Genomic DNA, 22,671 nt, shown 5'->3' on the forward strand with positions numbered 1-22,671 from the left:
CCTAGTAGCTCCGCTACGAGGATATTCGTCCCGCACGCCGAGGGCACGCACCGAACGCCGCTCCTTGCTCCACGGGGCAACTCAATACAGGCCCTGGGCGCATGGCCTTCGCGGGTCACCTCAGCACCCGCGAGGAACTCGACGACTACGAGTGGTCCTGGACCGGTTCGCCGGCCGCCTGGGCCCTCGACCACCCCGACCACCCCGACAGCGCCGCCGCCCTCGGCGCAGCGAACGGCCACCGCACCGAATGGCTCCGCGGATACCGTGCCACCTGGGGTTTCGCCACCCTCCTGCTGCGCCGGACCGCCGACTGAGCGACCTCTCCCCACAGGGGCGCGCAACGAATCGCCGCCAGAGGCCCTCAACGCGCAACGAATCGCACAGCAGCGCGCAACATCGGCGCCTTGTTGCGCCGGGAGGGCAAAACGTACCGTTCATAGGACCGCACCCACCCCTCCCGCCACAGAGGTACGCCCATGCCCCCGCTGCGCACCGCCCTCCTCCAGAGCTCCGGAGTCCTCGGCGACGTCGCCGAGAACCTCAAGGCTCTCGACGAGGCCGCCGAGCGCGCCGCACAGGCGGGGGCCGGGCTGCTGGTCACCTCCGAGATGTTCCTGACCGGCTACGCGCTCGACCTCGACGCCGTCCCCGGCCTCGCCGAGGCGAGCGACGGCGCCTCCGCCCGCACCATTGGCGAGATCGCCCGCCGCCACGGCCTCGCGGTCCTCTACGGCTACCCCGAGCGCGACGGCGACACGGTCTACAACTCCGCCCAGCTCATCGGCCCCGACGGCGCCGCCCTGGCGAACTACCGCAAGACCCACCTCTTCGGCTGCTTCGAGCAGGACGCCTTCACCCCCGGCGACACCCCCGTCGTCCAGGCCGACCTCGGCGGCATCCGCATCGGCATCATGATCTGCTACGACGTGGAGTTCCCCGAGAACGTCCGCGCCCACGCGCTCGCCGGCACCGACCTCCTCCTGGTGCCGACCGCCCAGATGCACCCCTTCCAGTTCGTCGCCGAGCACCTCGTCCCCGTCCGGGCCTTCGAGAACCAGATGTACGTCGCGTACGTCAACCGCACCGGCCCCGAGGGCGAGTTCGAGTTCGTCGGCCTCAGCTGCCTGGCGAGCCCCGACGGCGCCACCCGCACCCGCGCCGGCCGCGGCGAGGAAATGGTGTTCGGCGAGGTCGACCCCGAGCTGCTCGGCGTCTCGCGCGAGAACAACCCCTACCTGCGCGACCGCCGGCCCGGGCTCTACGCCTCGCTCGTCTGACCCGCACCAGCGCCCCCGCCCCACCCCGCCCCCGCCGCTCCACCCCCCGAGCCCTGCCCGCAAGGAGTCGTACCCCATGACGTCCACGGTGCCCACCACCGCCGTCCCGCACAGCGACGGACAGCCGCCGATCACCATGTTCGGTCCGGACTTCCCGTACGCCTACGACGACTTCCTCGCCCACCCGGCGGGCCTCGGCCAGATACCCGCGACCGAGTTCGGCACCGAGGTCGCCGTCATCGGCGGCGGACTCTCCGGCATCATCTCGGCCTACGAGCTCATGAAGATGGGCCTGCGGCCCGTCGTCTACGAGGCCGACCAGATCGGCGGCCGCCTGCGCACCGTCGGCTTCGAGGGCGCCGAGACCGAGGGCCTCACCGCCGAGATGGGCGCCATGCGCTTCCCGCCCTCCTCCACGGCCCTGCAGCACTACATCGACCTCGTCGGCCTGGTCACCGAGCCCTTCCCGAACCCGCTCGCCGAGGCCACCCCCTCCACGGTCGTCGACCTCAAGGGCGAGAGCCACTACGCGGAGACCATCGCGGACCTCCCGCAGATCTACCGCGACGTCGCCGATGCCTGGAACGCCTGCCTCGACGAGGGCGCCGACTTCTCCGACATGAACACCGCGATGCGCGAGCGGGACGTCCCGCGCATCCGCGAGATCTGGGCCAAGCTCGTCGAGAAGCTCGACGACGAGACCTTCTACGGCTTCCTGTGCAAGTCGGAGGCCTTCAAGTCCTTCCGCAAGCGCGAGATCTTCGGCCAGGTCGGCTTCGGCACCGGCGGCTGGGACACCGACTTCCCGAACTCGATCCTCGAAATCCTGCGCGTCGTCTACACCGAGGCCGACGACCACCACCGCGGCATCGTCGGCGGCTCGCAGCAGCTGCCGCTGCGCCTGTGGGAGCGCGAGCCCGAGAAGATCGTCCACTGGGCCCAGGGCACCTCCCTGTCCACCCTCCACGACGGCACCCCGCGCCCCGCCGTGACCCGCCTGCACCGCACCGCCGGCAACCGCATCACCGTCACCGACTCCTCCGGCGACATCCGCACGTACCGCGCCGCGATCTTCACGGCCCAGTCCTGGATGCTCCTGTCGAAGATCGAGTGCGACGACACGCTGTTCCCGATCGACCACTGGACGGCGATCGAGCGCACCCACTACATGGAGTCGTCCAAGCTGTTCGTCCCCGTCGACCGGCCGTTCTGGCTGGACAAGGACGAGCAGACCGGCCGCGACGTCATGTCGATGACGCTGACCGACCGCATGACCCGCGGCACCTACCTGCTGGACAACGGCCCCGACAAGCCCGCCGTCATCTGCCTCTCGTACACCTGGTGCGACGACAGCCTCAAGTGGCTGCCCCTGTCCGCGAACGAGCGGATGGAGGTCATGCTGAAGTCCCTCGGCGAGATCTACCCCAAGGTCGACATCCGCCGCCACATCATCGGCAACCCGGTCACCGTCTCCTGGGAGGACGAGCCCTACTTCATGGGCGCGTTCAAGGCCAACCTCCCCGGCCACTACCGCTACCAGCGCCGCCTCTACACCCACTTCATGCAGGACCGCCTCCCCGAGGACAAGCGCGGCATCTTCCTCGCGGGTGACGACATCTCCTGGACGGCCGGCTGGGCCGAGGGTGCGGTCCAGACCGCCCTCAACGCCGTCTGGGGCGTCATGCACCACCTCGGCGGGTCCACCGACTCCACCAACCCGGGCCCGGGCGACGTCTACGACGAGATCGCCCCGGTCGAACTCCCGGAGGACTGATCCTCCCGGCCCTCCGACAGGGCCCCATGATCACGGGCCGCCGCCCCGCGCCGTCAGCACGCGGGCCGGCGGCCCGTTCTCATGCCCGGCCCTCAGCCCCGGGGGGTCAGCAGGCAGCGGCCGACCAGGCCCACGCCCGCGTCCAGGGAGTCGGTGAACTCCTCGGCCAGGTCCGGCGCCCGGCGCAGCATCCACAGCAGCCTGGCCGCCGACCAGGCCCCGGCGCGGGCCCGCTCCAGGCTCCACGAGCCGACCAGGTGGGTCAGCGGGTCGGCGATCTCCAGCAGGTCGGGCCCCGGCATCAGGTCCTCCCGGATGTGCTCCTCCAGCGAGACCAGCGTGTCACCGACCCGGTCGAAGTCCGCCTCCAGGGCACGCGGTTCGCAGTCCAGCTCCCCGCACGTGGACACCACCGCGAGCGCCAGGTCGTGTCCGATGTGGGCGTTGATCCCGGCCAGCGCGTGCTGGAGCGGCCGGATCCCCGGGTGCCGGCGGTACTGCAGCAGCGGGCGCCAGCAGGCCGGCGCCCGGTCCGCCTCCACCGCCGTCAGGTACCGCTCCGCGAACCGCACGCTGAGGGTCGCCGCCCGCCGGGGCGCCGGGAAGCCCCCGTGCTCGATCCGCCGGTGCAGGGTCTCCGTCACCGTCAGGTAGACCCGGTTGAAGACGGCGACACCGTCCTGCGCCGGGAGCCGCTCCTCCAGGGCGCGCATCCGCGCCAGCACCGCTTCCATGGGAGGCAGGGTCGCAGGCGCCGCCACGGATCCGGGGAACTTGGCCGTACGCTTCCCCGGTTCGGGCGAAACCCCGTCAACGGGGCTTGTCCTGCGCCTCCCCGCCGTCGTCGTAGGCGGAAGTGCCCGCGTCGAGCAGGGGCTCCTGGGGCTTCAGGTGCGCGGGGGCGAAATGCAGCGAACAGCCCAGGTACGACGGCACCCGGCCGCGCGTCGCCAGCAGGAAGATCACCGTCGCGATGCCGGACATCATGATGGCGAGGTTCGGGTCCAGGCCCATCAGGACCGGTGCGACGAAACTCGCGCCGAACATCGCCACGACGTGCTGGGCGCCCAGCCCGGCGGTCCGCGGCCACGACAGCCGCTCCTCAGGCCGTACCACCGCGCCGGGGGCGGGGGTCCGCCCGTCTCCGTGCAGGGTCCACCCCAAGCCGAGGCCCATGTTCCACTCCTCTTTCCCGGTCTTCCCGGTCATCCGGACGAGCGCGGCAGCGGCCGCGCACACATCGAAGCCGCAGGGCACGGGTGCCGCTGCGGCCGGTCGACATGTTACGGACGGATATCAGCACGTTCGTCGAGATCGGCCATAGGGCCGGCCTTCGCGCAGAGCCCGCTCCCGGACCGCCCCGCCGACGGCTTCGGGCGCAGCACCGAGGCACCCACCACCAGCGCGAACGCCAGCACGGTCACCAGCCCGAACGACACCACCAGCGAGGTCGCGTCGGCCACCGCCCCGATCGCGGACGGCGCGATCAGCCCCGACGTGTACGTGATCGTCGCGACACCGGCGATCGCCTGCGCCGGAGCCGGCCCGCTGCGACCCGCCGCGGCGAAGGCCAGCGGGACCACCACCGCGATGCCGAGCCCGATCAGGGCGAACCCGGTCAGCGCGCCCGCCGGGGTGCGGACTGCGACGACGAGGAGCCCGCCGAGGGTGGCCAGCACGCCACCCGCGCGGACCGTGCGCACCGCGCCGAAGCGGTCCACCACCCGGTCGCCGACGAGCCGGGCCACGGCCATCGTCAGCGCGAAGGCGGTGGTGGAGGCGGCCGCGAGGCCCGCGTCCGTGTGCAGGACGTCCCTCAGGTAGACCGCCGACCAGTCCAGGCTCGCTCCCTCGGCGAACACCGCGCAGAAGCCCATCGCGCCGATGAGCAGCGCGGACTTCGGCGGCAGTGCGAAGTGCGGCGGCGCCTCGGCGCCCTCCGCGCTCCGCAGGTCCAGTACGCCCTGTACGGCGACCAGCCCGGCCGCGGTCAGCACGAGCGCGGCGACCAGGTGGTGCAGCCGGGCGTCGGTCCCGGCGTGCGCGGCGACCGTACCGGCGGCCGAACCCAGGAGCGCGCCCACGCTCCACATGCCGTGCAGGGAGGACATGATCGAGCGGCCCAGCCGGTTCTCGGTCTCCACGCCCAGCGCGTTCATCGCCACGTCCGACATGCCCGCGGTGGCCCCGTAGACGAGGAGGGCGAGGCACAGCACCGGCAGGTTCGGGGCGAGGCTCGGCAGGATCAGCGAGAGGGTCCACAGCGCCAGCAGCCCGCGCAGCGCGGTACGCGCCCCGAACCGGTGGTTGATCCGCCCGGCCAGCGGCATCGCGAGCGCCGCGCCCAGGGCGGGGAAGGCGAGCGCGAGGCCCAGGGTGCCCGCGCCGAGCTGGGCATGGTCCTGGATCCACGGAATGCGGGTGGCGAAGGAGCCGGTGACGGCGCCGTGGGCGCAGAAGACGGCGGCGATGGCGATGCGGGCATGGCGCAGGCGCGCCGGGCTGAGGTCGGTGTCCCCGGTCATGACGCATAAACTATCAGGTAACCTGCCTGATAGATAATGGCCCCGACTCCCTAGGATGGGCACCGTGACTCCAGCCCACGCCCCGGTACCGTCCCCGGCCTCACCCAGCACGGCCCGGGCCATCAACGACCGCCTCGCCCTGCGACTCCTCCAGGACTCCGGGCCGCTGACGGCGACCCAGCTCAAGACCATGACCGGCCTCTCCCGCCCGTCCGTAGCCGACCTCGTCGACCGGCTCACCGACGCGGGCCTGATCGAGGTCGTCGGCGAGTCCGGAGCGCAACGCCGCGGCCCCAACGCCAAGCTCTACGGGATCGTCGCCGGCCGCGCCCACCTGGCCGCCCTCGACGTACGCACCGACCGGGTCACGGCCGTCGTCACCGACCTGCTCGGCCACACCCTCGCCGAAGCCGCCCTGCCCGTCGGCGCACCCGAGGACGCGGTCGCCGCCCTGCTGCGCACCGCCCGCGAGGCCGGCGCCGGCGAACTGCACACCGTCGTCGTCGGAGCCCCGGGCCTGGTCGCCCCCACCACCGGCGAACTGCGCGACACCATCGGCCTCCCGGCCTGGCACCGGGACCTGGTCACGGCTCTGCAGCGGACCCTGCCCGCCGACGTGGCCGTCGAGAACGAGACCAACCTGGCCGCCCTCGCCGAGCAGCGCCTGGGCGTGGCCCGCGACCTGGACTCCTTCGTCCTGCTGTGGCTCGGCGCCGGGGTCGGCGCGGCCGTCGTACTGGACGGCCGACTGCGCCGGGGTGCCTCCGGCGGGGCGGGTGAGATCGGCTTCCTCCCCGTCCCGGGCACCGGCGGACTGCCCTCGGCCGCCGACTGCGCGGGCGGCTTCCACGCCCTGGCCGGCCGGGACGCGGTGACCGCGCTGGCCCGTGAACACGGCTTCGCAGGCCCCGCGGAGCAGGCCGTCGCGGGGGCCGCCGGCGAACCCTTCCTCGAAGCCCTCGCCGAACGCCTCGCCCTGGGCGCGGCGGCCGCCGCGGCCCTCCTCGACCCGGGCTGTGTGGTCCTCGCCGGAGAACTCGGCCGCGCGGGCGGCCCCGCCCTGGCCGCCCGGGTCTCCCACCGCCTCGCGAAGCTGACCCCCGTCCCGACGGAGATCCGCGCCACGACCCTGGGCGACCCGGCGGTGCTCGCGGGCGCCCGCCTGGCAGCCCGCGAAGCGGCCCAGCGGGTGCTGTTCGGGGGGTGAACCACCCCCCGGGTACGGGTGCCGGCGGGATCGTGCGGGGCGGCCCCGTCGGCGGTTGAGGTCGGAGTCGGTGGAGATCGGCCGGCCCGCCGCCCAGCTCCAGGAGGGGGCTCGTGAGCAGGCCGCTCTCGTGCGGTGGCGTCTACCGGGGCCAGCGCGGCAGCCACCCCGGATACGAGACCCGCGGCGGAACCACCGAACCAGGCCGCCGCGCGGCCAACGTGGCGTGGCGTGGGGGCGGGGTGTGCGCGTCGCGGAGGTGAGAGGGGGGCGGTGGTGCAGAGGCGGTGGTGTCACGGGGCGGGACCGGGATGGCGGATGGCCAGCTCCCGCCCCGGCGCTGCTGCCGCGCCTCCCACCGCCTCTACCTCCCGCCGCTCCGCCGCGCCGCGAACTGCTCGAACGTTTCGTGGCCGACCGCGTGGGACGGGGTGAGGTGGCCGCCGCGGCGGAAGGCCGCGTAGGTCCTGCCCGCCAGGGGGAGCGGGAGGACGCGGCGGTTGCGGCCCGTCGCCCGCAGGTGGACGCGGGCCAGGTCCGGCAGGCTGCGGATCTGCGGGCCGCCCATGTCCGGGACCCGGCCCGACGGGGTCGGGACCGCCAGCTCCGCCATGCGGTCCGCGACCTCGCCGACCGCGATCGGCTGCACCCGTACGCCCTTGGGGACCGGCACGACCGGCAGCTTCGCCAGGGCGTCCGTCAGCATCGCCACGAGGTCGTGGAACTGCGTCGTACGCAGGATCGTCACGCCCAGCCCGGACTCCTCCAGCAGCCGCTCCACCCGGAGCTTGCGCCGGTAGTAGCCGAGCGGGACCACGTCCACCCCGACGATCGAGATGTAGACGATGTTCCCGACGGTGCCGGCCCGCCGGGCGGCCTCGATGAGGTGCCCGGCGGCCACGTCGTCGCCCTTGCCCGCCCCGCGCGTGTTGCTCGCGCAGTGCACGACCACCTCCGCGCCCGCCAGGGCCGCGTCCAGCCCGGTGCCGTTTCGGAGGTCGACGGGATGGTCCGGGGCGTGCCGGCTCAGTACGCGGACCTCGTGTCCGGCGGCCCGCAGCCGTTCGGCGACGAGCGAGCCGAGGGTTCCGGTGCCTCCGGTGACGACGATGGTGCCCATGGTGCCGGTCCTTCCCTGGAGCGGTGAGAGGGGTGTTCACCAGCCGGGACCGGACAGCCGTCAGGAATGTGACAGCTGCCGCTGGAGGAACTCCAGCTTCTCCGGGTTGACCACCGTGCTGATGTCGCTGACCAGCCCATTCTCGAATTCGACCAGCAGGACCGCCACATCGCCGAAGAGCAGCGCGGGCGTCCCGTTGACCTCCGCGACGCTGACCGGCACCCCGGCCACGTACTTCGCCATGGCGCCCAGTGCGAACCGGGCGACGTTGTCGCGCCCCAGGATCGGTCGCCGCGCCGCGTTGACCACGCCGCCTCCGTCCGACACGTACCGCACGTCGGCCGCCAGCACCCCCTCCAGCTGGGCGAGGTCCCCGCTGCGCGCCGCCGTGAGGAAGCTCTCGACGAGGCCCTGCCAGCGCTCGGGGTCGGCGGAGAACCGCTTCGCGCCGGTGTCCGCCCGGTCGGCCTCCACCCGGCCCGCCGCGCGCCGGTAGACCTGGCGGCAGTTGGCCTCGGTGAGGTCCAGGAGGCCGGAGATCTCCCGGTGGCTGTAGGCGAAGGCCTCGCGCAGGACGTACACGGCGCGCTCGACGGGGGTGAGCTGTTCCAGCAGCAGGAGCAGGGCCACGGACACGCTGTCGCGCTGCTCCGCGGTCTCCAGCGGGCCGAGGGCGCCGTCCCCGGTGAGGACGGGTTCCGGGAGCCAGGGGCCGACGTACTGCTCGCGCCTGGCGCGCGCCGAGGTGAGGCTGTTGAGACAGAGGTTGGTGACGACCTTGGCGAGCCAGGCCCCCGGGTTCTCGATGCCGGAACGGTCCGCGCCGTCCCAGCGCAGGTAGGCGTCCTGCACGATGTCCTCGGCCTCCGCGGCGGAGCCGAGCATGCGGTAGGCGATGCCGAACATCCGGGGCCGGTGTTGCTCGAAGTCCGCTACGGCGGCGGTGACATGTGTGATCACCGGGCCAGCCTACGAGGGACCGGCCGGGCGGGAACGTGCGAGGACCCGGTGGCCGCCGGGCCACCGGGTCCTCACGTGCGTTCGCCCGTCAGGGCGGTCCGGTCAGCAGGCGCCCTGGTCCTTCCAGACGCCCCACTCGCCGGTGGTGCCGGGCTCCTCGTTCTGCGTCCACCACTGGGCCTTCCAGGTGCGGCCCTTGTGGGAGACGAGGTTCCCGCTGTTGTAGACCGTGCCCGCCACGTACGCCGGGCTGGTGCAGGTGCCGCCCGGCGGTGTGGTCGGCGGCGTGGTCGGGGGCGTGGTCGGCGGGGTCGTCGGGGGAGTGGTGGGCGGGGTGGTGGTGCCGCCCGGCTCGCCGACCGTGGTGCCGCGCGCCAGGTCACCGGCGAGGGCGTACGTGGTGCCGGAGATGTTCACCGTCCAGTTGGAGGGGGTGGACACCGGCAGGTAGTAGTTGAACGCCAGGTCGACGGAGGCGCCGGGGGCCAGCGACTGCCAGGCCGGCAGCTTCAGCGACACCCGGTGGAAGTCGCCCTTCAGGCCGCCCACGTTGCTGCCGGTGTGGCCGCTGCTGATGACCTTCGTGCCGAAGCCGGACTGGTCGGAGGCGTTGTTCGGGGCCGAGGTCGAGTAGTCGAACTGGAACTCGGTGCCGCCCGGGAGCGCCGTCTTCGTGTTGTTCGTGATCTTGATCTTCGGGGTGATCGGGTAGTTGGAGTCGCCGAGCTTGAACTCGGTGAACTCGGTCCTGATGTCGACCGCCTGGGCCGGCGGCACGGTGGTGCCCGCCTTCCTCGCCCCGTACGGGGAGGCCGCCTTGAACTTGTCGTACATCAGCGAGGTGAGCGTGGAGCCCATCTCGTACTGGCCCTTGGCCGCGTTCCAGCCGTAGTCGCCGGCCATCTCCCAGACCATGGTGCCGCCGATGCCGCGGTCCACCACGTAGTCGGCCTTGGCGGCCACCGACTGCTCGTCCTCGGTGGAGAGGAAGACCTTCTTCTGCGCGTTCCACAGCCACGGCGCGACCAGGGTCGAGTCGTACTTGCGGGCGTAGGCGCCGGTCAGCGTGGTGTTCGCGGGGAAGCCGTACTGGGTGACGTAGTCCCCGACGATCCCCTTCTCCAGGTTCTTGGCGTGCCACATCGGGTTCGAACCCGCGGGGGACTCGTTTCCGTTGTCGTCCTTGTCGTGCCACAGGTTGTCGATGCCGACCGCGCCGTCACCGCACTTGGTCAGCCCCGAGCCGGCCGGGCAGCTGGTCGCCGCCGCCTTGCCCCACAGGCCGTCGGTGCCGCCCTGCACGTTCTTGTGGCCGCGGGTGTAGTACGGCAGGCCGATGTTGATCCGGCCCGCCGGCATGGAGCCGCGGAAGTAGTGGTACGCCCAGTCGGTGTTGAGGTAGCCGATGCCGCCGTACTGCTGGGAGCCGTAGACGCCGGCGGCGGCGAGCTCGCCGTCCTTGCCGTCGTCGAAGAGCGAGGCGTTCGGGCCGACGTACTCGTTCCAGGCGCCGTGCAGGTCGTAGGACATGATGTTGACGTAGTCCAGGTACTGCTGCATCTGGAACGTCTCCATGCCGCGCAGCAGGTAGCCGGAGGAGGGGGCGGCGACGGTCAGCATGTAGTGCTTGCCGTCGGCGGCGCCGGCCGCGTCCAGCTTCTGGCGCAGGCTCTTCATGAGGGCGTCGTAGCCCTTGACCAGGCCGGCGCGGCGGGCGTTGGCGATCTGCCAGTCCAGCGGGTTGCCGGCGTCCTTCATCGTGGTCGGGTACTCGTAGTCGATGTCGACGCCGTTGAAGCCGTACGTGCGGATGAAGTCGACCGAGGACTGGGCGAAGGTGTCGATGCCCGCCTGGTTGACGGAGCCGTCCGCGTTGGTGGCCATGCTGTAGAAGCCGCCGGAGGCGACGCGCTTGCCGTCCGCGCCGAAGTAGCCGCCGGTCTCGGCCCAGCCGCCGACGGAGATCAGGGTCTTCACGTCGGGGTGCTGCTTCTTGTACTTCGTCAGCAGGTTGAAGTGGCCCTTGTAGGGGAGTGCCGGGTCCATCTCGGCCCCGGCGACGCCCGGCCAGGTCATCCCGGTGGCCTCGTTGGCCGGGCTGTCGGCGCCGACGGAGATCTTGTTGTCGCTGCCGACGTGCGCGAAGGCGTAGTTGATGTGGGTGATCTTGTCCCACGGGATGTTGTTGACGAGGTAGGACGGCTGGCCGTTCTTGCCGGTGCGCCAGCCGGTGAAGTAGCCGATGACGCGGCGCTGGTGGTCGGCGCCCATCTTCTCGCGGCCCTCGGTGTCGTACACCGAGCAGTACGGGACGTCGACGCCGGCCGTCTTGTAGAGGCCGTCCGGGCGGCAGCTCTCGTTGTCTGCGGCGTGCGAGACGCCCGCCGAGAGACCGCCGACCAGCAGTCCGGCGATCGCGGCGCCGGATGCCAGCAGCATCGCTCTCGTACGTGTGGGGGACAGCATTGTGCCTCCTGGGGAGGGGAGGATGCAGGACACAAGTGGACACAAAGTGGAGCAACGTGACTGGTGCAGAAGTCTGTTGGCCCGTGACGTGCGCACATCTGACGGGCTGTTCCCGGGAAGATGAAGGGAACGTTAAGAGGACTAGACCAACCCGTCAATAGGTCTGGACCAACCGCGTCCCCACTCGGCCAGGTCCACGGCGCCGTGGCCCCGGCGTCACCCTCTGTGAGCCAGGCCACACCACATCACCCGCATGGTGGGCGACAGGCCGTGGCAGACTGGGCTGGAGTACCAGTAGCAGCGCACTCCGGGGTCGGTGCAATTCCGAACCGGCGGTATAGTCCGCGACCCGTCCGCAGCCAGCGGCCGGTTGACCAGGTGAAATTCCTGGACCGACGGTTAAAGTCCGGATGGGAGGCAGTGCGCGGCGGGCCAGTCACCGGTACGCCGCCGTCGGCGGTTCATCGGCATATCCCCGTGGATGTGCCCGGTCGAACCGTTTCTCCGGCCAGGCGTCCCCGCGTGAGCTGTTCCGCTTCATCTGTCGTATCCCGACAGGCCCCGGAGTCCGTGCCCGATGAGGCAGGAGGACCCGGTGGCGACACACGCCGCGCACGCAGCACCCGCACCCGACACGGGTACCCGTGCCATGCGACGGGCCGTCGAGCTCGCCGCCCGCGGACTCGGCTCCACCAGCCCCAACCCGGTCGTCGGCTGCGTCATCACCGACGCCTCCGGCACCGTCGTCGGCGAGGGCTGGCACCAGCGGGCCGGCGGCCCGCACGCCGAGGTCCACGCCCTGCGCGCCGCGGGCACGGCCGCCCGCGGCGGCACCGCCTACGTCACCCTCGAACCCTGCAACCACACCGGCCGCACCGGACCCTGCGCACAGGCCCTCGTCGACGCCGGCGTCACCCGCGTCGTCTACGCCGTCCCCGACCCGAACCCGCAGGCCAGCGGCGGCGCCGCCACCCTGCGCGCCGCCGGGATCGACACCGAGGCCGGGCTGCTGCGGGCCGAGGCCGAGGCCGGCAACACCGCCTGGCTGACCTCCGTACGCCTCGGCCGCCCCCACGTGACCTGGAAGTACGCCGCCACCCTCGACGGCCGCAGCGCCGCTGCGGACGGCAGCAGCCGCTGGATCAGCTCCGCCGAGTCCCGGGCCGACGTCCACCGGCTGCGCGCCGAGGCCGACGCCGTCCTCGTCGGCGGCGGCACCCTGCGCGCCGACGACCCGCACCTGGCCGTCCGCGGCGTCGACGGCGCCACCCAGCCCCTGCGCATCGCCCTCGACACCCGCGCGGACCTCCCGCCGGACGCCCGCGTCCTCGACGACGCCGCACCCACACTGCTCGTCGTCGGCGAGGACGCCGACACCGGCCACCTGCCCGGCGTCGACCTGCTCCGGCTGCCCCCGCGCGACGGCCGGATCCCCCTCGACCGGCTCCTGACGCAGCTGTACGCCCGCGGTGTGCGCTCCCTGCTCCTGGAAGGCGGCCCCACCCTCGCGGGCGCCTTCCTCGAAGCCGGAGCCGTCGACCGCGTCGTCGGCTACCTCGCCCCCGCCCTCCTCGGTGCCGGCCCCGCGGCCCTCGGCGACGCGGGCATCACGAACATCGCCCACGCCCTGCGCCTCGACATCACCGAGGCCGTCCGCGTGGGCCCCGATCTGCGCATCACCGCCCTTCCCGCCACCGCCCCCAAGGAGCACTGAGTGTTCACCGGAATCGTCGAAGAACTGGGCGAGGTCACCGCCGTCGAGCCGCTCCAGGAGGCCTCCCGCTTCCGGCTGCGCGGCCCCCTCGTCACCGAGGACGCCAAGCACGGCGACTCCATCGCCGTCAACGGCGTCTGCCTGACCGTCGTGGAGACCGCCGACGGCGAGTTCACCGCCGACGTCATGCAGGAGACCCTCAACCGCTCCAGCCTCGGCGCCCTGACCCAGGGCTCCCGGGTCAACCTGGAGCGCCCCATGGCCCTCGGCGGACGGCTCGGCGGACACCTGGTGCAGGGCCACGTGGACGGCACCGGCGAGATCCTCTCCCGGACCCCCTCCGAGCACTGGGAGATCGTCAAGGTCGCCCTCCCGGCGAACCTCTCCCGCTACGTCGTCGAGAAGGGCTCCATCACGGTCGACGGCGTCAGCCTCACCGTCGTCGAGGCCGCCGCCGACTGGTTCACCATCAGCCTCATCCCCACCACCCTCGCGCTGACCACCCTCGGTATCAAGCAGCCCGGCGACCCGGTCAACCTGGAGGTCGACGTCCTCGCCAAGTACGTCGAGCGCCTCCTGGCCGCCGGCGTGGACCCGCTGCGCGCGAACCCGGCGGGAGAGCCGCGGTGAGCGCCCTGACTTGGCTCAACACGGAGGCCTTCACGGTCTTCGGCCAGAAGGTCATCTGGTCCGACATGATCGGCAACCTGATGGGCCTGGCCGCACTCGCCCTCGGCTGGCGCCGCTCCATATGGACCTGGCCCGCCCAGCTGCTCTCCGGGCTCATCCTCATCGCCGCCTACGCCTCCGCGCACCTCGCCGGCGGCGTCGGCAAGCAGCTCCTGGTCATCGGCGTGGCCGTCTTCGGCTGGATCTCCTGGCAGCGCGGCAGGCAGCAGGCCCAGGACGGCACCATCGCCGTACGCACCGCCACCTGGACCGAACGCGGACTGCTCCTCGGCGGAGCGGTCCTCGGCACCCTCGCCGTCGGCGGCCTCTTCACCCTCTACCCGTCGCTGTCCTGGAGCCCCTGGGCCGACGCCTACATCTTCGTCGGCACCATCGTCGCGATGGTCGCCCAGGCCCGCGGACTCGTCGAGTTCTGGTTCGCCTGGCTCCTCGTCGACCTGGTCGGCGTCCCCCTCGCCTTCAGCGGCGGCCTCGCCTTCTCGGGACTGGTCTACGTCGTCTACTTCGCCCTCGTGGTGTGGGGCGCCTACGACTGGTACCAGCGCTCCCGCACCAACCCCGCCCCGGCCCTCGAAGGAGCAGCGGCATGACCACCCTCAAGCCCGTGCCCGACATCCCCGAAGAGACCTTCCGCCTCGACCCCGTCGAGCAGGCCGTCCGCGACATCGCGGCGGGCCGCCCCGTCGTCGTCGTCGACGACGAGGACCGCGAGAACGAGGGCGACCTCGTCATCGCCGCGGAGAAGGCCACCCCCGAGATCATCGCCTTCATGATGAGCGAGTGCCGCGGCCTGATCTGCGCCCCCATGGAGGGCCCCGAGCTGGACCGGCTCGAACTCCCGCAGATGGTCCGGAACAACACCGAGTCGATGAGGACCGCCTTCACCGTCTCCGTCGACGCGAGCGCCGCCCACGGCGTCACCACCGGCATCTCCGCCGCCGACCGCGCCACCACCCTGCGCCTCCTCGCCGACGGCGTCAGCGGCCCCGGCGACTTCGTCCGCCCCGGCCACGTCTTCCCGCTGCGCGCCAAGCCCGGCGGTGTCCTGGTCCGCAACGGCCACACCGAGGCCGCCGTCGACCTCGCCCGCCTCGCGGGCCTGCGCCCGGCCGGCGCCATCGTGGAGATCGCCGGCGAGGACGGCGTCATGCTGCGCCTGCCCGAGCTGATCCCCTTCGCCCGCAAGCACGGCCTGACGATCATCTCCATCGAGGACCTGATCGCCTACCGGCGCTCCGCCGAGCCCACCGTGCGCCGCGAGGCCGAGGTCCACCTGCCGACCGCCTTCGGGGACTTCACCGCGCACGGCTACCGCTCCACCGTCGACGGCGTCGAGCACGTCGCCCTCGTCCACGGCGAGATCGGCGACGGATCCGACATCCTGGTCCGCATGCACTCCGAGTGCCTGACCGGCGACATCTTCGCCTCCCAGCGCTGCGACTGCGGCCCCCAGCTGCACGCCTCCATGGAACGGATCAAGAACGAGGGCCGCGGCGTCGTCGTCTACCTGCGCGGCCACGAGGGCCGCGGCATCGGACTGCTGTCCAAGCTGCGCGCCTACGAGCTCCAGGAGCGCGGACGCGACACCCTCGACGCCAACCTGGAGCTGGGCCTGCCCGCCGACGCCCGCGACTACGCGGCCGGCGCGCAGATCCTCGCCGACCTCGGCGTGCGCAGCGTCCGGCTGCTGACGAACAACCCCGACAAGTCCGCCGCCCTGGAGCAGCACGGCATCACGGTCACCAGCCGGGAGTCGATGCCCGTCGAGGCGGGCGAGCACAATCTGCGGTACCTGCGCACCAAGCGGGACCGGATGGGCCACGACCTGCCCTGGCTGGACGGGGCCGTGACCACCTCCGCCTGCGGCAACCAGTAAGCACGCACCACCACCCGTACGTACATCCACCGAACCACCGAGGAGCAGAGCTGTGAGCGGCAAGGGCGCACCCGAACTGAGCGTGAAGAACTGCGGAGACCTGCGCGTCGCCGTGATCGCGGCCCAGTGGCACGAAGAGGTCATGGACGGACTGGTCGACGGCGCCCTGCGGGCCCTGCACGAGCTGGGCATCGACGAGCCCACCCTGCTCCGTGTCCCCGGCAGCTTCGAGCTCCCGGTCGTGGCGAAGGTGCTGGCCGGCCGCGGCTACGACGCCATCGTCGCCCTCGGCGTGGTCATCCGCGGCGGCACCCCGCACTTCGACTACGTCTGCCAGGGCGTCACCCAGGGCCTGGTCCAGGTGTCGATCGACACCGGGGTCCCCGTCGGCTTCGGCGTGCTGACCTGCGACAACGACGAGCAGGCGCTGGACCGTGCCGGGCTCGAAGGATCGAACGAGGACAAGGGCCACGAAGCGGTCACCGCCGCCGTCTCCACCGCCATGACCCTGCGCACCGTCAGTGAACCCTGGCGCTGAGTGTCCGAGGAGTGAACCCCGGCACCGGGACACCCGGGTGAGCCCGTACTCTAAGGACATCATGGCGAACAAACCCTCCAAGACCTTCGAAGAGCTCTTCACCGAGCTCCAGCACAAGGCCGTCGAAGGCGACCCCAGCACCTCCCGCACCGCCGAGCTCGTCCACAAGGGCGTCCATGCCATCGGCAAGAAGGTCGTCGAGGAGGCCGCCGAGGTCTGGATGGCCGCCGAGTACGAGGGCAAGGAAGCCGCCGCCGAGGAGATCTCCCAGCTGCTGTACCACGTCCAGGTGATGATGGTCGCGCGCGGGATCTCCCTCGACGACGTCTACGCGCACCTCTGAGCACACCCCGCTCACCCGCCCGTTCACACGCACGCACACCCCGCACACCACGCCTCAAAGGAAGCCCCATGCTGCGCATCGCCGTCCCCAACAAGGGTTCACTCTCCGGACCGGCGTCGGCGATGCTCCATGAGGCCGGCTACCGGATGCGCAAGGAGTCCAAGGAACTCGTGGTCGTCGACCCCGAGAACGAGGTGGAGTTCTTCTACCTCCGCCCCAAGGACATCGCGATCTACGTCTCCTCGGGCAAGCTCGACATCGGCATCACCGGCCGCGACCTGCTGCTCGACTCCGGCGCCAGCGCCGAGGAGATCCTCCCGCTGAACTTCGGCCGTTCCACCTTCCGCTACGCCACCACCCCCGGCACGGCGAAGGGGCCCGAGGACTTCACCGGAATGACGATCGCCACCTCGTACGAGGGAATCGTCGCCAAGCACCTCGCCGACCAGGGCATCGACGCCTCCGTCGTGCACCTCGACGGCGCGGTCGAGACCGCCATCCAGCTCGGCGTCGCCCAGATCATCGCGGACGTCGTCGAGACCGGCACCAGCCTGCGCAACGCCGGCCTGGAGGTCATCGGCGAGCCGATCCTCACCTCCGAGGCCGTCGTCATCCGCGGCAACGGCGCCGACGCCGCCGACCCGCAGGTCCAGCAGTTCCTGCGCCGCCTGCAGGGCGTCCTCGTGGCCCGCAGCTACGTGATGATGGACTACGACTGCCGCGCCGAGCACCTGGAGCGCGCGGTCGCCCTCACCCCGGGCCTGGAGTCGCCGACCGTCTCCCCCCTGCACAACGAGGGCTGGGTCGCGGTCCGCGCCATGGTTCCCGCCAAGGAGGCCCAGCGCATCATGGACGACCTGTACGAACTCGGCGCACGCGCGATCCTCACCACCTCGATCCACGCCTGCCGCCTCTGAGGAGCCGCGTGCCCGACCGGCACGCCGCCCCTCACCCGTACGCCACCCCAGAAGGCAACGCACCATGGCCGAGTCCGCCGCCCCGCCCGCACCGCCCACCCTGCCGGTCACCTTCCGGCCGACCCGCACCCGGGCCGTCCTGCTGGGCGTCGGGCTCGCCATGTTCGCCACCATCACGGCGATCGCCGTGATGCTGGAACGCCTCCAGCCGGGTGAGCGCATCAGCTTCGTCTTCACCGCCGTCCTGCTGACCTCCGTCCTCGTCCTGCTCAGCCGCCCCAAGGTGGTCGCCGACGAGGAAGGCGTCACCGTCGTCAACCTCACCAACACCCGCCGCCTGGCCTGGGCCGAGATCCTCCGGGTCAACCTCCGCCCCGGCGACCCGTGGGTGTTCCTGGACCTCAGCGACGGCACCAGCCTGCCCGTGCTCGGCATCCAGCCGGGCGTGGCCAGGCAGCAGGCCATCAACGACGCGCGCGCCCTGCGGACCCTCGCCGAAATCCGCGGAACCGGCACGAACGACCACTGACCGCACCGATCCTCGCCGCTGCGTACCGTTGCGGCCGCGATCCCAGTGACTACCCTTGTGCGAGGCGCAGCCGTGCGCCCTCCCACCGGCCCCGGGACCCGAGGCCCGCGGGCCCCTGCAACTCAAGGAGTGACTCCCTCCAGCAATGGACGGATCGTCCGGTAGTATCCGCGCCGCCCTCCCCACGGAGGCGGCGGCATGACCATCCCGCTACTCCTGCTCGCGGCGGCATTCGCCCTGATCCTCGCCAACGGATTCTTCGTGGCGGCCGAATTCGGCCTCGTCACCGTGGAACGCCCCGAGGCCGAGCGCGCCGCAGCCGACGGAGACCGCCGTGCCCGCACGGTCGTCAAGGCCCTGCGGGAGCTGTCCTTCCAGCTCTCCGGCACCCAGCTCGGCATCACCATCACCTCCCTCGTGGTCGGCATGCTCGCCGAGCCCGCCCTCGCCGCACTGCTGGCCGGGCCGCTCTCCGCGACCGGCCTCCCCGCGGGAGCCGCATCCGGCGTCGCCGTCGTCATCGGCATGCTGCTCGCCTCCGCCGTCCAGATGGTCGTCGGCGAGCTCGTCCCGAAGAACTGGGCGGTCTCCAGGCCCCTCCAGGTGGCCCGCTTCGTCGCCGGCCCCCAGAACGCCTTCTCACGTGTCTTCCGGCCCGTCATCGCCGGCCTCAACGCCGTCGCCAACCGGCTCGTACGGGCCCTCGGCGTGGAGCCCACCGAGGAGATGGCCTCCGCCCGCACCCCGGGCGAACTCGTCTCCCTGGTCCGCCATTCGGCCCAGGCCGGCGCCCTCGAACAGGACACCGCGGACCTCTTCGTGCGGACCCTGTCGCTGGGCGAGCTGACGGCCCAGCACGTCATGACCCCCCGGGTGAAGGTCAGCGCCCTCCAGCAGACGGCCACCGCGGCCGACGTACTGAACCTGACCCGCGCCACGGGACTGTCCCGCTTCCCGGTCTACCGCGAACGCATCGACGAGATCACCGGCGTGGTCCACCTCAAGGACGCCCTCGCCGTCGCCGAGTCCGAGCGCGACCGCATCAGCGTCGGCCGGATCTGCGTCCCCCCGCTGCTGGTGCCCGGCTCCCTGCCCGTGCAGCCGCTGCTGGAGCGGCTGCGCAGCGAACAGCCCATGGCCGTGGTCGTCGACGAGTACGGCGGCACCGCCGGCGTCGTCACCCTGGAGGACATCGTGGAGGAACTCGTGGGGGAGGTCCGCGACGAGCACGACCTCGCAGAGGACGAGACCCCCGAACTCGCCGCCGTGCCCGCCGAGGACGGCCGCCCCTCCTGGGAGGCCGACGGCAGCTGCCGTGTGCAGACCCTGCGCCGGATAGGCCTGGAGGTCCCCGAGGGCCCCTACGAGACCGTCGCCGGCCTCGTCGCCGACCTCCTCGGCCGGATCCCCGCCCCCGGTGACCGCGCCGACCTCCCCGGCTGGAAGCTGTCCGTCCGCAGGGTCGGCCGCAACCGGGCGGAACGCGTCCGGCTGGTCCGGATGACGGCCGTACCCGCCGCGGGCCCCTACCGGCAGGCCGCGGGCCCCACCGGCGCCCCCGTGCCCGGCTCCGGCCGCCGCGCTGACGCCGCCCCACAGCCGGCCGCGCTGGAAGGCGCCGCCCGGTGAACGCGCTCCAACTCGTCTTCGCGCTGCTCCTGGTCCTCGCCAACGGCTTCTTCGTCGGCGCCGAGTTCGCACTCGTCTCCGTACGGCGCAGCCAGATCGAGCCCCTCGCGGCCGAGTCCAAGCGGGCCCGCCAGGTGCTCCACGGCCTGGAGAACCTGCCCCGCATGATGGCCGCCGCACAGTTCGGCATCACCATCTGCTCCCTCACCCTGGGCGCGGTCGCCGAACCCACCGTGGCCCGGCTCCTGGAGCCCGTCTTCCACGCCGTCCACGTCCCGCAGGGCCTGATCCACCCCCTCGGCTACGCCCTCGCGCTCGCCGCCGTGGTCTTCCTGCACCTGGTCATCGGCGAGATGGTCCCCAAGAACCTCGCCATGGCCGCCCCCGAGAAGACGGCCCTGTGGTTCAGCCCCGGCCTGGTCGCCTTCGCCCGCCTGTGCGGGCCGGTCACCACCGCGCTGGGCGCCTGCGCCAAGGTCGTCCTGAAGGTCTTCAAGGTCGAACCCAAGGACGAGGTCGAGGCCGCCTACACCTCCACCCAGCTGGGCCGGCTCCTCAAGGACTCCCGGCAGGCCGGGCTCCTGGAGCAGGTCGAGCAGGAACGGCTGGAGGACGCCCTGGAACTGGGCAGCCGCCCCGTCACCGACGTCCTCCTCGACCGGGACCGCCTGGTCACCGTCGGCCCGGCCGTCACCCCGAGGCAGATCGAACAGCTGACCGTGCGCACCGGCTACTCCCGGTTCCCCGTCCGTGCCGACAGCGGCGCCTTCATGGGCTACCTGCACGTCAAGGACGTACTGGACCTGGAGGACCGGGAACGCGCCGTGCCCCAGCGGGTATGGCGGCGTATGACCACGCTGTGCGCCACCGTCCCACTGGACGACGCCCTCGGCGTCATGCGCCGGGACGCCACCCACCTGGCCCAGGTCGCCGACCAGAGCGGGCGGGTCCTCGGCCTGGTCACCCTGGAGGACGTCCTGGAAATGCTGGTCGGCGAGGTCCGCGACCCGGCGCACCGGGTCCCGGCGGGCCGCCCGTAGCCGAGCGGGCCGCAGCGGCCGCACACCGGCGCTGCGGCCCCGCACCGGTCCTCCCCGGAGTCACCGGCCCCGCCCGGAGCCGCCGGCCCCCTACAGGGCCGGCGGCTCCGGGCGCTCCTGGGGGCCGCGGCCCGACAGGACCTCCCCGTAGGCCTGCATCAGGTCCGGCAGCCGCAGGGTCGCCAGGTCGTCACGCGACGGCTCGCCCGCGAAGCCCGCCAGCCGCAGGTCCCGGTACGCGCAGCTCTTCTCGTACAGGGTGCGCAGGAAGCGGCCGTTGCCGAGCTCGTCGATCCAGCCCTGCTCCACCACGTGCCCGCTGATGCTGCGCAGCTCCTCCACGGCCTCCTCGTCCCACCGGTCCCCGTTGGCCTCCGCCAGGACACCGCCGATCGCGGTCAGCTCGGGCGGCCGGTAGCTGGGGAAGTCCACCCGCGTGGTGAACCGCGACGACAGCCCCGGGTTGGCCGCCAGCAGCCGGTCCATCCCGGCCGGATATCCGGCCAGGATCACCACCAGGTGGTCCCGGTTGTCCTCGGCCCGTTTGAGGAGCACCTGCAGGGCCTCGTCGCCGTACGCGTCACCCTTGCTGTAGCCGGTGTTCGACAGCGAGTACGCCTCGTCCACGAACAGCACCCCGCCGATCGCCGAATCGATCAGCTCGTTGGCCTTCACCGCGGTCTGACCCAGGAACTCGCCCACCAGATCGGCCCGTTGCGCCTCGACGAGATGGTCACCGCCGAGCAGGCCCAGCGCGTAGAAGACCCGGCCCAGGATCCGCGCCACCGTGGTCTTGCCGGTACCGGACGGGCCGGAGAACACGAAGTGCCGCTTCGGCGGCTGCACCGGCAGCCCCTGACCCGCCCGCAGCCGCGCCATGTGCAACTGCGCGGAGAGCGCCTTCACCTGCCGCTTGACCGGCTCCAGGCCCACCATCCGTTCCAGCTCCGCCAGCGCCTCCGCCAGCGCCGCCGGGTCCGACGGCCCGGCCGGCAGCCCGTCCGCCGAGCCCTGCGGCGGGACGGGCGCCTTGCGTCGTACGCCCTCCGTCCGGCCGGGCGGAGGAGGGGGCGGAGCCAGCGGATCGAGCCCCGCCTGACCGTCCGCGGCGAGGTCCTGGACGGGCCCGCCGCTCAGGGGGACGCCCCCCAGGGCCACCGCCGCGAAGTCCCCGCCGGCCGGGGACGGGCCGTGCGCCGCGTAGCCGCCGTACCCGGAGTACCCTGCCAGGCCCGCCAGATCGGCCATGCCGTCGGTGTCGTCACCGTCCTCGATGGCCGTCAGCCGGGCCGCCGTGTCCATGAAGGAGGGATCCACCCGGTGTACCGCCCGGTACAGCGGCAGCGCCGCCGCGCTGCGGCCCGTCCCCTCGTGGGCCCGCGCCAGCCAGTACCGCAGCTCCTTGCGCTGCGGCTGCTCGCTGCGGCAGCGCATCAGTGCCGCCGACAGCAGCGGCTCCGCCTGCCCGTACATCTCCAGCCGGACCCGCGCCATCCCGCCGAACAGGCCCGCCTCGATGCCCAGCAGCGGATCGTTCACCAGCGGCTCGGTGTGCCGGACCAGCTGCTCCCAGTCCTTGACCAGGTAGGCCCGGCAGGCGTGCAGGAACCGCACCTGCGGGTCGGTGTCCACCGGGGGCAGCGCGGCGAGGGCCTGGTCGAGCTCGGGGACGTGGCGGCCGTCCAGCCAGTGCGAGGCGTGGGCGAGCAGCAGGTCCCGCCGGTTCTCCAGCACCGGCTGCACCCACCAGCCCAGCCAGTACCAGGAGTTCAGGGTCCTGCGGTGCCGGGCCCGCTGCTCGCCGAAACGGTCCCGGTGCGCGTACATCCGCAATAACGCGTTGCCCGTGTCGACGCGGAGGGCGTGCAGGCCCAGCCACGCGTCGGCCATCGAGGGGTCGAGCCGCACGGCCGTCCGGAACTCCTCCTCGGCCTGCGGGTAGGCGCCCATGGTGCAGGCGTCCACCCCCCGCAGCCAGGCGAGTTCGGCCGGGGCGTGCATGCTGCCCGGCGTGGCGAAATCCATCACGTCCCCCACAAGCCTGCCCGTGGTGCGCGGCAACC

At 72.3% G+C, this 22,671-nt stretch carries 20 protein-coding genes, 1 pseudogene and 1 riboswitch; of the genes and pseudogenes, 14 read left to right on the forward strand and 7 right to left on the reverse strand.

Going from position 1 to position 22,671, the window contains the following annotated elements; genetic code table 11:
* The first annotated feature begins 101 nt into the window (after positions 1 to 101).
* The 3 genes from ACIPXC_RS32980 to ACIPXC_RS32990 all read left to right on the forward strand — a co-directional run bounded on the left by ACIPXC_RS32980 (position 102) and on the right by ACIPXC_RS32990 (position 3,054).
* Positions 102 to 317, forward strand: a complete 216-nt coding sequence (locus tag ACIPXC_RS32980; RefSeq protein WP_401625598.1) for a hypothetical protein — start codon at positions 102 to 104, stop codon at positions 315 to 317.
* 162 nt (positions 318 to 479) lie between these two features.
* Positions 480 to 1,280 carry a carbon-nitrogen hydrolase family protein gene (locus ACIPXC_RS32985; RefSeq protein ID WP_401625601.1) on the forward strand — a complete coding sequence of 267 codons (801 nt, stop codon included), beginning with the start codon at positions 480 to 482 and terminating at the stop codon, positions 1,278 to 1,280.
* A 76-nt stretch (positions 1,281 to 1,356) separates the two neighbouring features.
* Positions 1,357 to 3,054 carry a flavin monoamine oxidase family protein gene (locus tag ACIPXC_RS32990; RefSeq protein ID WP_401625604.1) on the forward strand — a complete coding sequence of 566 codons (1,698 nt, stop codon included), beginning with the start codon at positions 1,357 to 1,359 and terminating at the stop codon, positions 3,052 to 3,054.
* Between the two features lie 92 nt (positions 3,055 to 3,146).
* On the opposite strand, the gene ACIPXC_RS32995 is transcribed toward ACIPXC_RS32990, so the two are convergent.
* From ACIPXC_RS32995 to ACIPXC_RS33005, 3 genes and pseudogenes are all read right to left on the reverse strand, one after another.
* Positions 3,147 to 3,788, reverse strand: coding sequence for a DUF5995 family protein (locus ACIPXC_RS32995; RefSeq protein ID WP_401625607.1), 642 nt, complete (start codon positions 3,786 to 3,788; stop codon positions 3,147 to 3,149).
* A gap of 169 nt (positions 3,789 to 3,957) precedes the next feature.
* A pseudogene (locus tag ACIPXC_RS33000) lies at positions 3,958 to 4,230 on the reverse strand (solute carrier family 23 protein); the annotation flags it as partial.
* A gap of 107 nt (positions 4,231 to 4,337) precedes the next feature.
* Entirely contained in the window at positions 4,338 to 5,579 is a 1,242-nt protein-coding gene (locus ACIPXC_RS33005; RefSeq protein WP_401625610.1) for an MFS transporter, read from the reverse strand.
* A 64-nt stretch (positions 5,580 to 5,643) separates the two neighbouring features.
* On the opposite strand from ACIPXC_RS33005, the gene ACIPXC_RS33010 reads away from it, so the two are divergent.
* Positions 5,644 to 6,786: an ROK family transcriptional regulator gene (locus ACIPXC_RS33010; protein WP_401625613.1), complete on the forward strand. Its 1,143-nt coding sequence runs from the start codon at positions 5,644 to 5,646 to the stop codon at positions 6,784 to 6,786.
* Between the two features lie 364 nt (positions 6,787 to 7,150).
* Here the strand turns inward: ACIPXC_RS33010 and ACIPXC_RS33015 are convergent, their stop codons facing one another.
* The 3 genes from ACIPXC_RS33015 to ACIPXC_RS33025 form a co-directional block, all read right to left on the reverse strand.
* On the reverse strand, positions 7,151 to 7,906 hold the full coding sequence (locus ACIPXC_RS33015) for an SDR family oxidoreductase (protein ID WP_401625616.1): 756 nt from the start codon (positions 7,904 to 7,906) through the stop codon (positions 7,151 to 7,153).
* A gap of 60 nt (positions 7,907 to 7,966) precedes the next feature.
* Positions 7,967 to 8,866 (reverse strand): RNA polymerase sigma-70 factor, encoded by a 900-nt coding sequence (locus tag ACIPXC_RS33020; RefSeq protein WP_401625619.1) that lies wholly within the window; start codon positions 8,864 to 8,866, stop codon positions 7,967 to 7,969.
* A gap of 102 nt (positions 8,867 to 8,968) precedes the next feature.
* The gene (locus tag ACIPXC_RS33025) at positions 8,969 to 11,332 is read right to left on the reverse strand and encodes a chitinase C-terminal domain-containing protein (RefSeq protein ID WP_401625622.1); all 2,364 of its coding nucleotides are present in this window, start codon (positions 11,330 to 11,332) and stop codon (positions 8,969 to 8,971) included.
* Between the two features lie 298 nt (positions 11,333 to 11,630).
* A riboswitch (FMN riboswitch) is annotated at positions 11,631 to 11,760 on the forward strand.
* 221 nt (positions 11,761 to 11,981) lie between these two features.
* Here ACIPXC_RS33025 and ribD point away from each other — a divergent pair.
* From ribD to ACIPXC_RS33075, 10 genes are all read left to right on the forward strand, one after another.
* Entirely contained in the window at positions 11,982 to 13,046 is a 1,065-nt protein-coding gene (ribD, locus tag ACIPXC_RS33030) for a bifunctional diaminohydroxyphosphoribosylaminopyrimidine deaminase/5-amino-6-(5-phosphoribosylamino)uracil reductase RibD (protein ID WP_401625672.1), read from the forward strand.
* A complete protein-coding gene (locus tag ACIPXC_RS33035) occupies positions 13,047 to 13,676 on the forward strand; it encodes a riboflavin synthase (protein WP_401625625.1) in 630 nt (209 codons plus the stop codon).
* Positions 13,673 to 14,326 carry a nicotinamide riboside transporter PnuC gene (locus tag ACIPXC_RS33040; RefSeq protein WP_401625628.1) on the forward strand — a complete coding sequence of 218 codons (654 nt, stop codon included), beginning with the start codon at positions 13,673 to 13,675 and terminating at the stop codon, positions 14,324 to 14,326. The genes ACIPXC_RS33035 and ACIPXC_RS33040 overlap by 4 nt, the downstream gene beginning before the upstream one ends.
* Positions 14,323 to 15,612, forward strand: a complete 1,290-nt coding sequence (locus ACIPXC_RS33045; protein ID WP_401625631.1) for a bifunctional 3,4-dihydroxy-2-butanone-4-phosphate synthase/GTP cyclohydrolase II — start codon at positions 14,323 to 14,325, stop codon at positions 15,610 to 15,612. The genes ACIPXC_RS33040 and ACIPXC_RS33045 overlap by 4 nt, the downstream gene beginning before the upstream one ends.
* A 52-nt stretch (positions 15,613 to 15,664) precedes the next feature.
* Positions 15,665 to 16,150 (forward strand): 6,7-dimethyl-8-ribityllumazine synthase, encoded by a 486-nt coding sequence (gene ribH / locus ACIPXC_RS33050; RefSeq protein ID WP_401625634.1) that lies wholly within the window; start codon positions 15,665 to 15,667, stop codon positions 16,148 to 16,150.
* 61 nt (positions 16,151 to 16,211) lie between these two features.
* Positions 16,212 to 16,493 carry a phosphoribosyl-ATP diphosphatase gene (locus tag ACIPXC_RS33055; RefSeq protein ID WP_030028827.1) on the forward strand — a complete coding sequence of 94 codons (282 nt, stop codon included), beginning with the start codon at positions 16,212 to 16,214 and terminating at the stop codon, positions 16,491 to 16,493.
* A 68-nt stretch (positions 16,494 to 16,561) separates the two neighbouring features.
* The gene (gene hisG / locus ACIPXC_RS33060) at positions 16,562 to 17,410 is read left to right on the forward strand and encodes an ATP phosphoribosyltransferase (protein ID WP_046780303.1); all 849 of its coding nucleotides are present in this window, start codon (positions 16,562 to 16,564) and stop codon (positions 17,408 to 17,410) included.
* Positions 17,411 to 17,474: 64 nt separating this feature from the next.
* Positions 17,475 to 17,939 carry a PH domain-containing protein gene (locus ACIPXC_RS33065; protein WP_401625639.1) on the forward strand — a complete coding sequence of 155 codons (465 nt, stop codon included), beginning with the start codon at positions 17,475 to 17,477 and terminating at the stop codon, positions 17,937 to 17,939.
* Positions 17,940 to 18,137: 198 nt separating this feature from the next.
* Positions 18,138 to 19,568 (forward strand): hemolysin family protein, encoded by a 1,431-nt coding sequence (locus tag ACIPXC_RS33070; protein WP_401625642.1) that lies wholly within the window; start codon positions 18,138 to 18,140, stop codon positions 19,566 to 19,568.
* Positions 19,565 to 20,608, forward strand: a complete 1,044-nt coding sequence (locus tag ACIPXC_RS33075; RefSeq protein ID WP_401625645.1) for a hemolysin family protein — start codon at positions 19,565 to 19,567, stop codon at positions 20,606 to 20,608. The genes ACIPXC_RS33070 and ACIPXC_RS33075 overlap by 4 nt, the downstream gene beginning before the upstream one ends.
* Positions 20,609 to 20,698: 90 nt before the next feature.
* On the opposite strand, the gene ACIPXC_RS33080 is transcribed toward ACIPXC_RS33075, so the two are convergent.
* Complete coding sequence (locus ACIPXC_RS33080) at positions 20,699 to 22,633, reverse strand: AAA family ATPase (protein ID WP_401625648.1); 1,935 nt, start codon at positions 22,631 to 22,633, stop codon at positions 20,699 to 20,701.
* Positions 22,634 to 22,671 lie beyond the last annotated feature (38 nt).

Source organism: Streptomyces sp. NPDC090021 (assembly GCF_044748225.1).
Classification (GTDB): Bacteria; Actinomycetota; Actinomycetes; order Streptomycetales; family Streptomycetaceae; genus Streptomyces.

Excerpts from the sequence above, each read along its gene's own strand:
- ACIPXC_RS32980 (WP_401625598.1), top strand. The coding sequence starts at position 102 with ATGGCCTTCGCGGGTCACCTCAGCACCCGCGAGGAACTCGACGACTAC.
- ACIPXC_RS32985 (WP_401625601.1), top strand. The coding sequence starts at position 480 with ATGCCCCCGCTGCGCACCGCCCTCCTCCAGAGCTCCGGAGTCCTCGGC.
- ACIPXC_RS32990 (WP_401625604.1), top strand. The coding sequence starts at position 1,357 with ATGACGTCCACGGTGCCCACCACCGCCGTCCCGCACAGCGACGGACAG.
- ACIPXC_RS32995 (WP_401625607.1), bottom strand. The coding sequence starts at position 3,788 with ATGGAAGCGGTGCTGGCGCGGATGCGCGCCCTGGAGGAGCGGCTCCCG.
- ACIPXC_RS33005 (WP_401625610.1), bottom strand. The coding sequence starts at position 5,579 with ATGACCGGGGACACCGACCTCAGCCCGGCGCGCCTGCGCCATGCCCGC.
- ACIPXC_RS33015 (WP_401625616.1), bottom strand. The coding sequence starts at position 7,906 with ATGGGCACCATCGTCGTCACCGGAGGCACCGGAACCCTCGGCTCGCTC.
- ACIPXC_RS33025 (WP_401625622.1), bottom strand. The coding sequence starts at position 11,332 with ATGCTGTCCCCCACACGTACGAGAGCGATGCTGCTGGCATCCGGCGCC.
- ribD (WP_401625672.1), top strand. The coding sequence starts at position 11,982 with ATGCGACGGGCCGTCGAGCTCGCCGCCCGCGGACTCGGCTCCACCAGC.
- ACIPXC_RS33045 (WP_401625631.1), top strand. The coding sequence starts at position 14,323 with ATGACCACCCTCAAGCCCGTGCCCGACATCCCCGAAGAGACCTTCCGC.
- ACIPXC_RS33055 (WP_030028827.1), top strand. The coding sequence starts at position 16,212 with ATGGCGAACAAACCCTCCAAGACCTTCGAAGAGCTCTTCACCGAGCTC.
- hisG (WP_046780303.1), top strand. The coding sequence starts at position 16,562 with ATGCTGCGCATCGCCGTCCCCAACAAGGGTTCACTCTCCGGACCGGCG.
- ACIPXC_RS33065 (WP_401625639.1), top strand. The coding sequence starts at position 17,475 with ATGGCCGAGTCCGCCGCCCCGCCCGCACCGCCCACCCTGCCGGTCACC.
- ACIPXC_RS33070 (WP_401625642.1), top strand. The coding sequence starts at position 18,138 with ATGACCATCCCGCTACTCCTGCTCGCGGCGGCATTCGCCCTGATCCTC.
- ACIPXC_RS33080 (WP_401625648.1), bottom strand. The coding sequence starts at position 22,633 with ATGGATTTCGCCACGCCGGGCAGCATGCACGCCCCGGCCGAACTCGCC.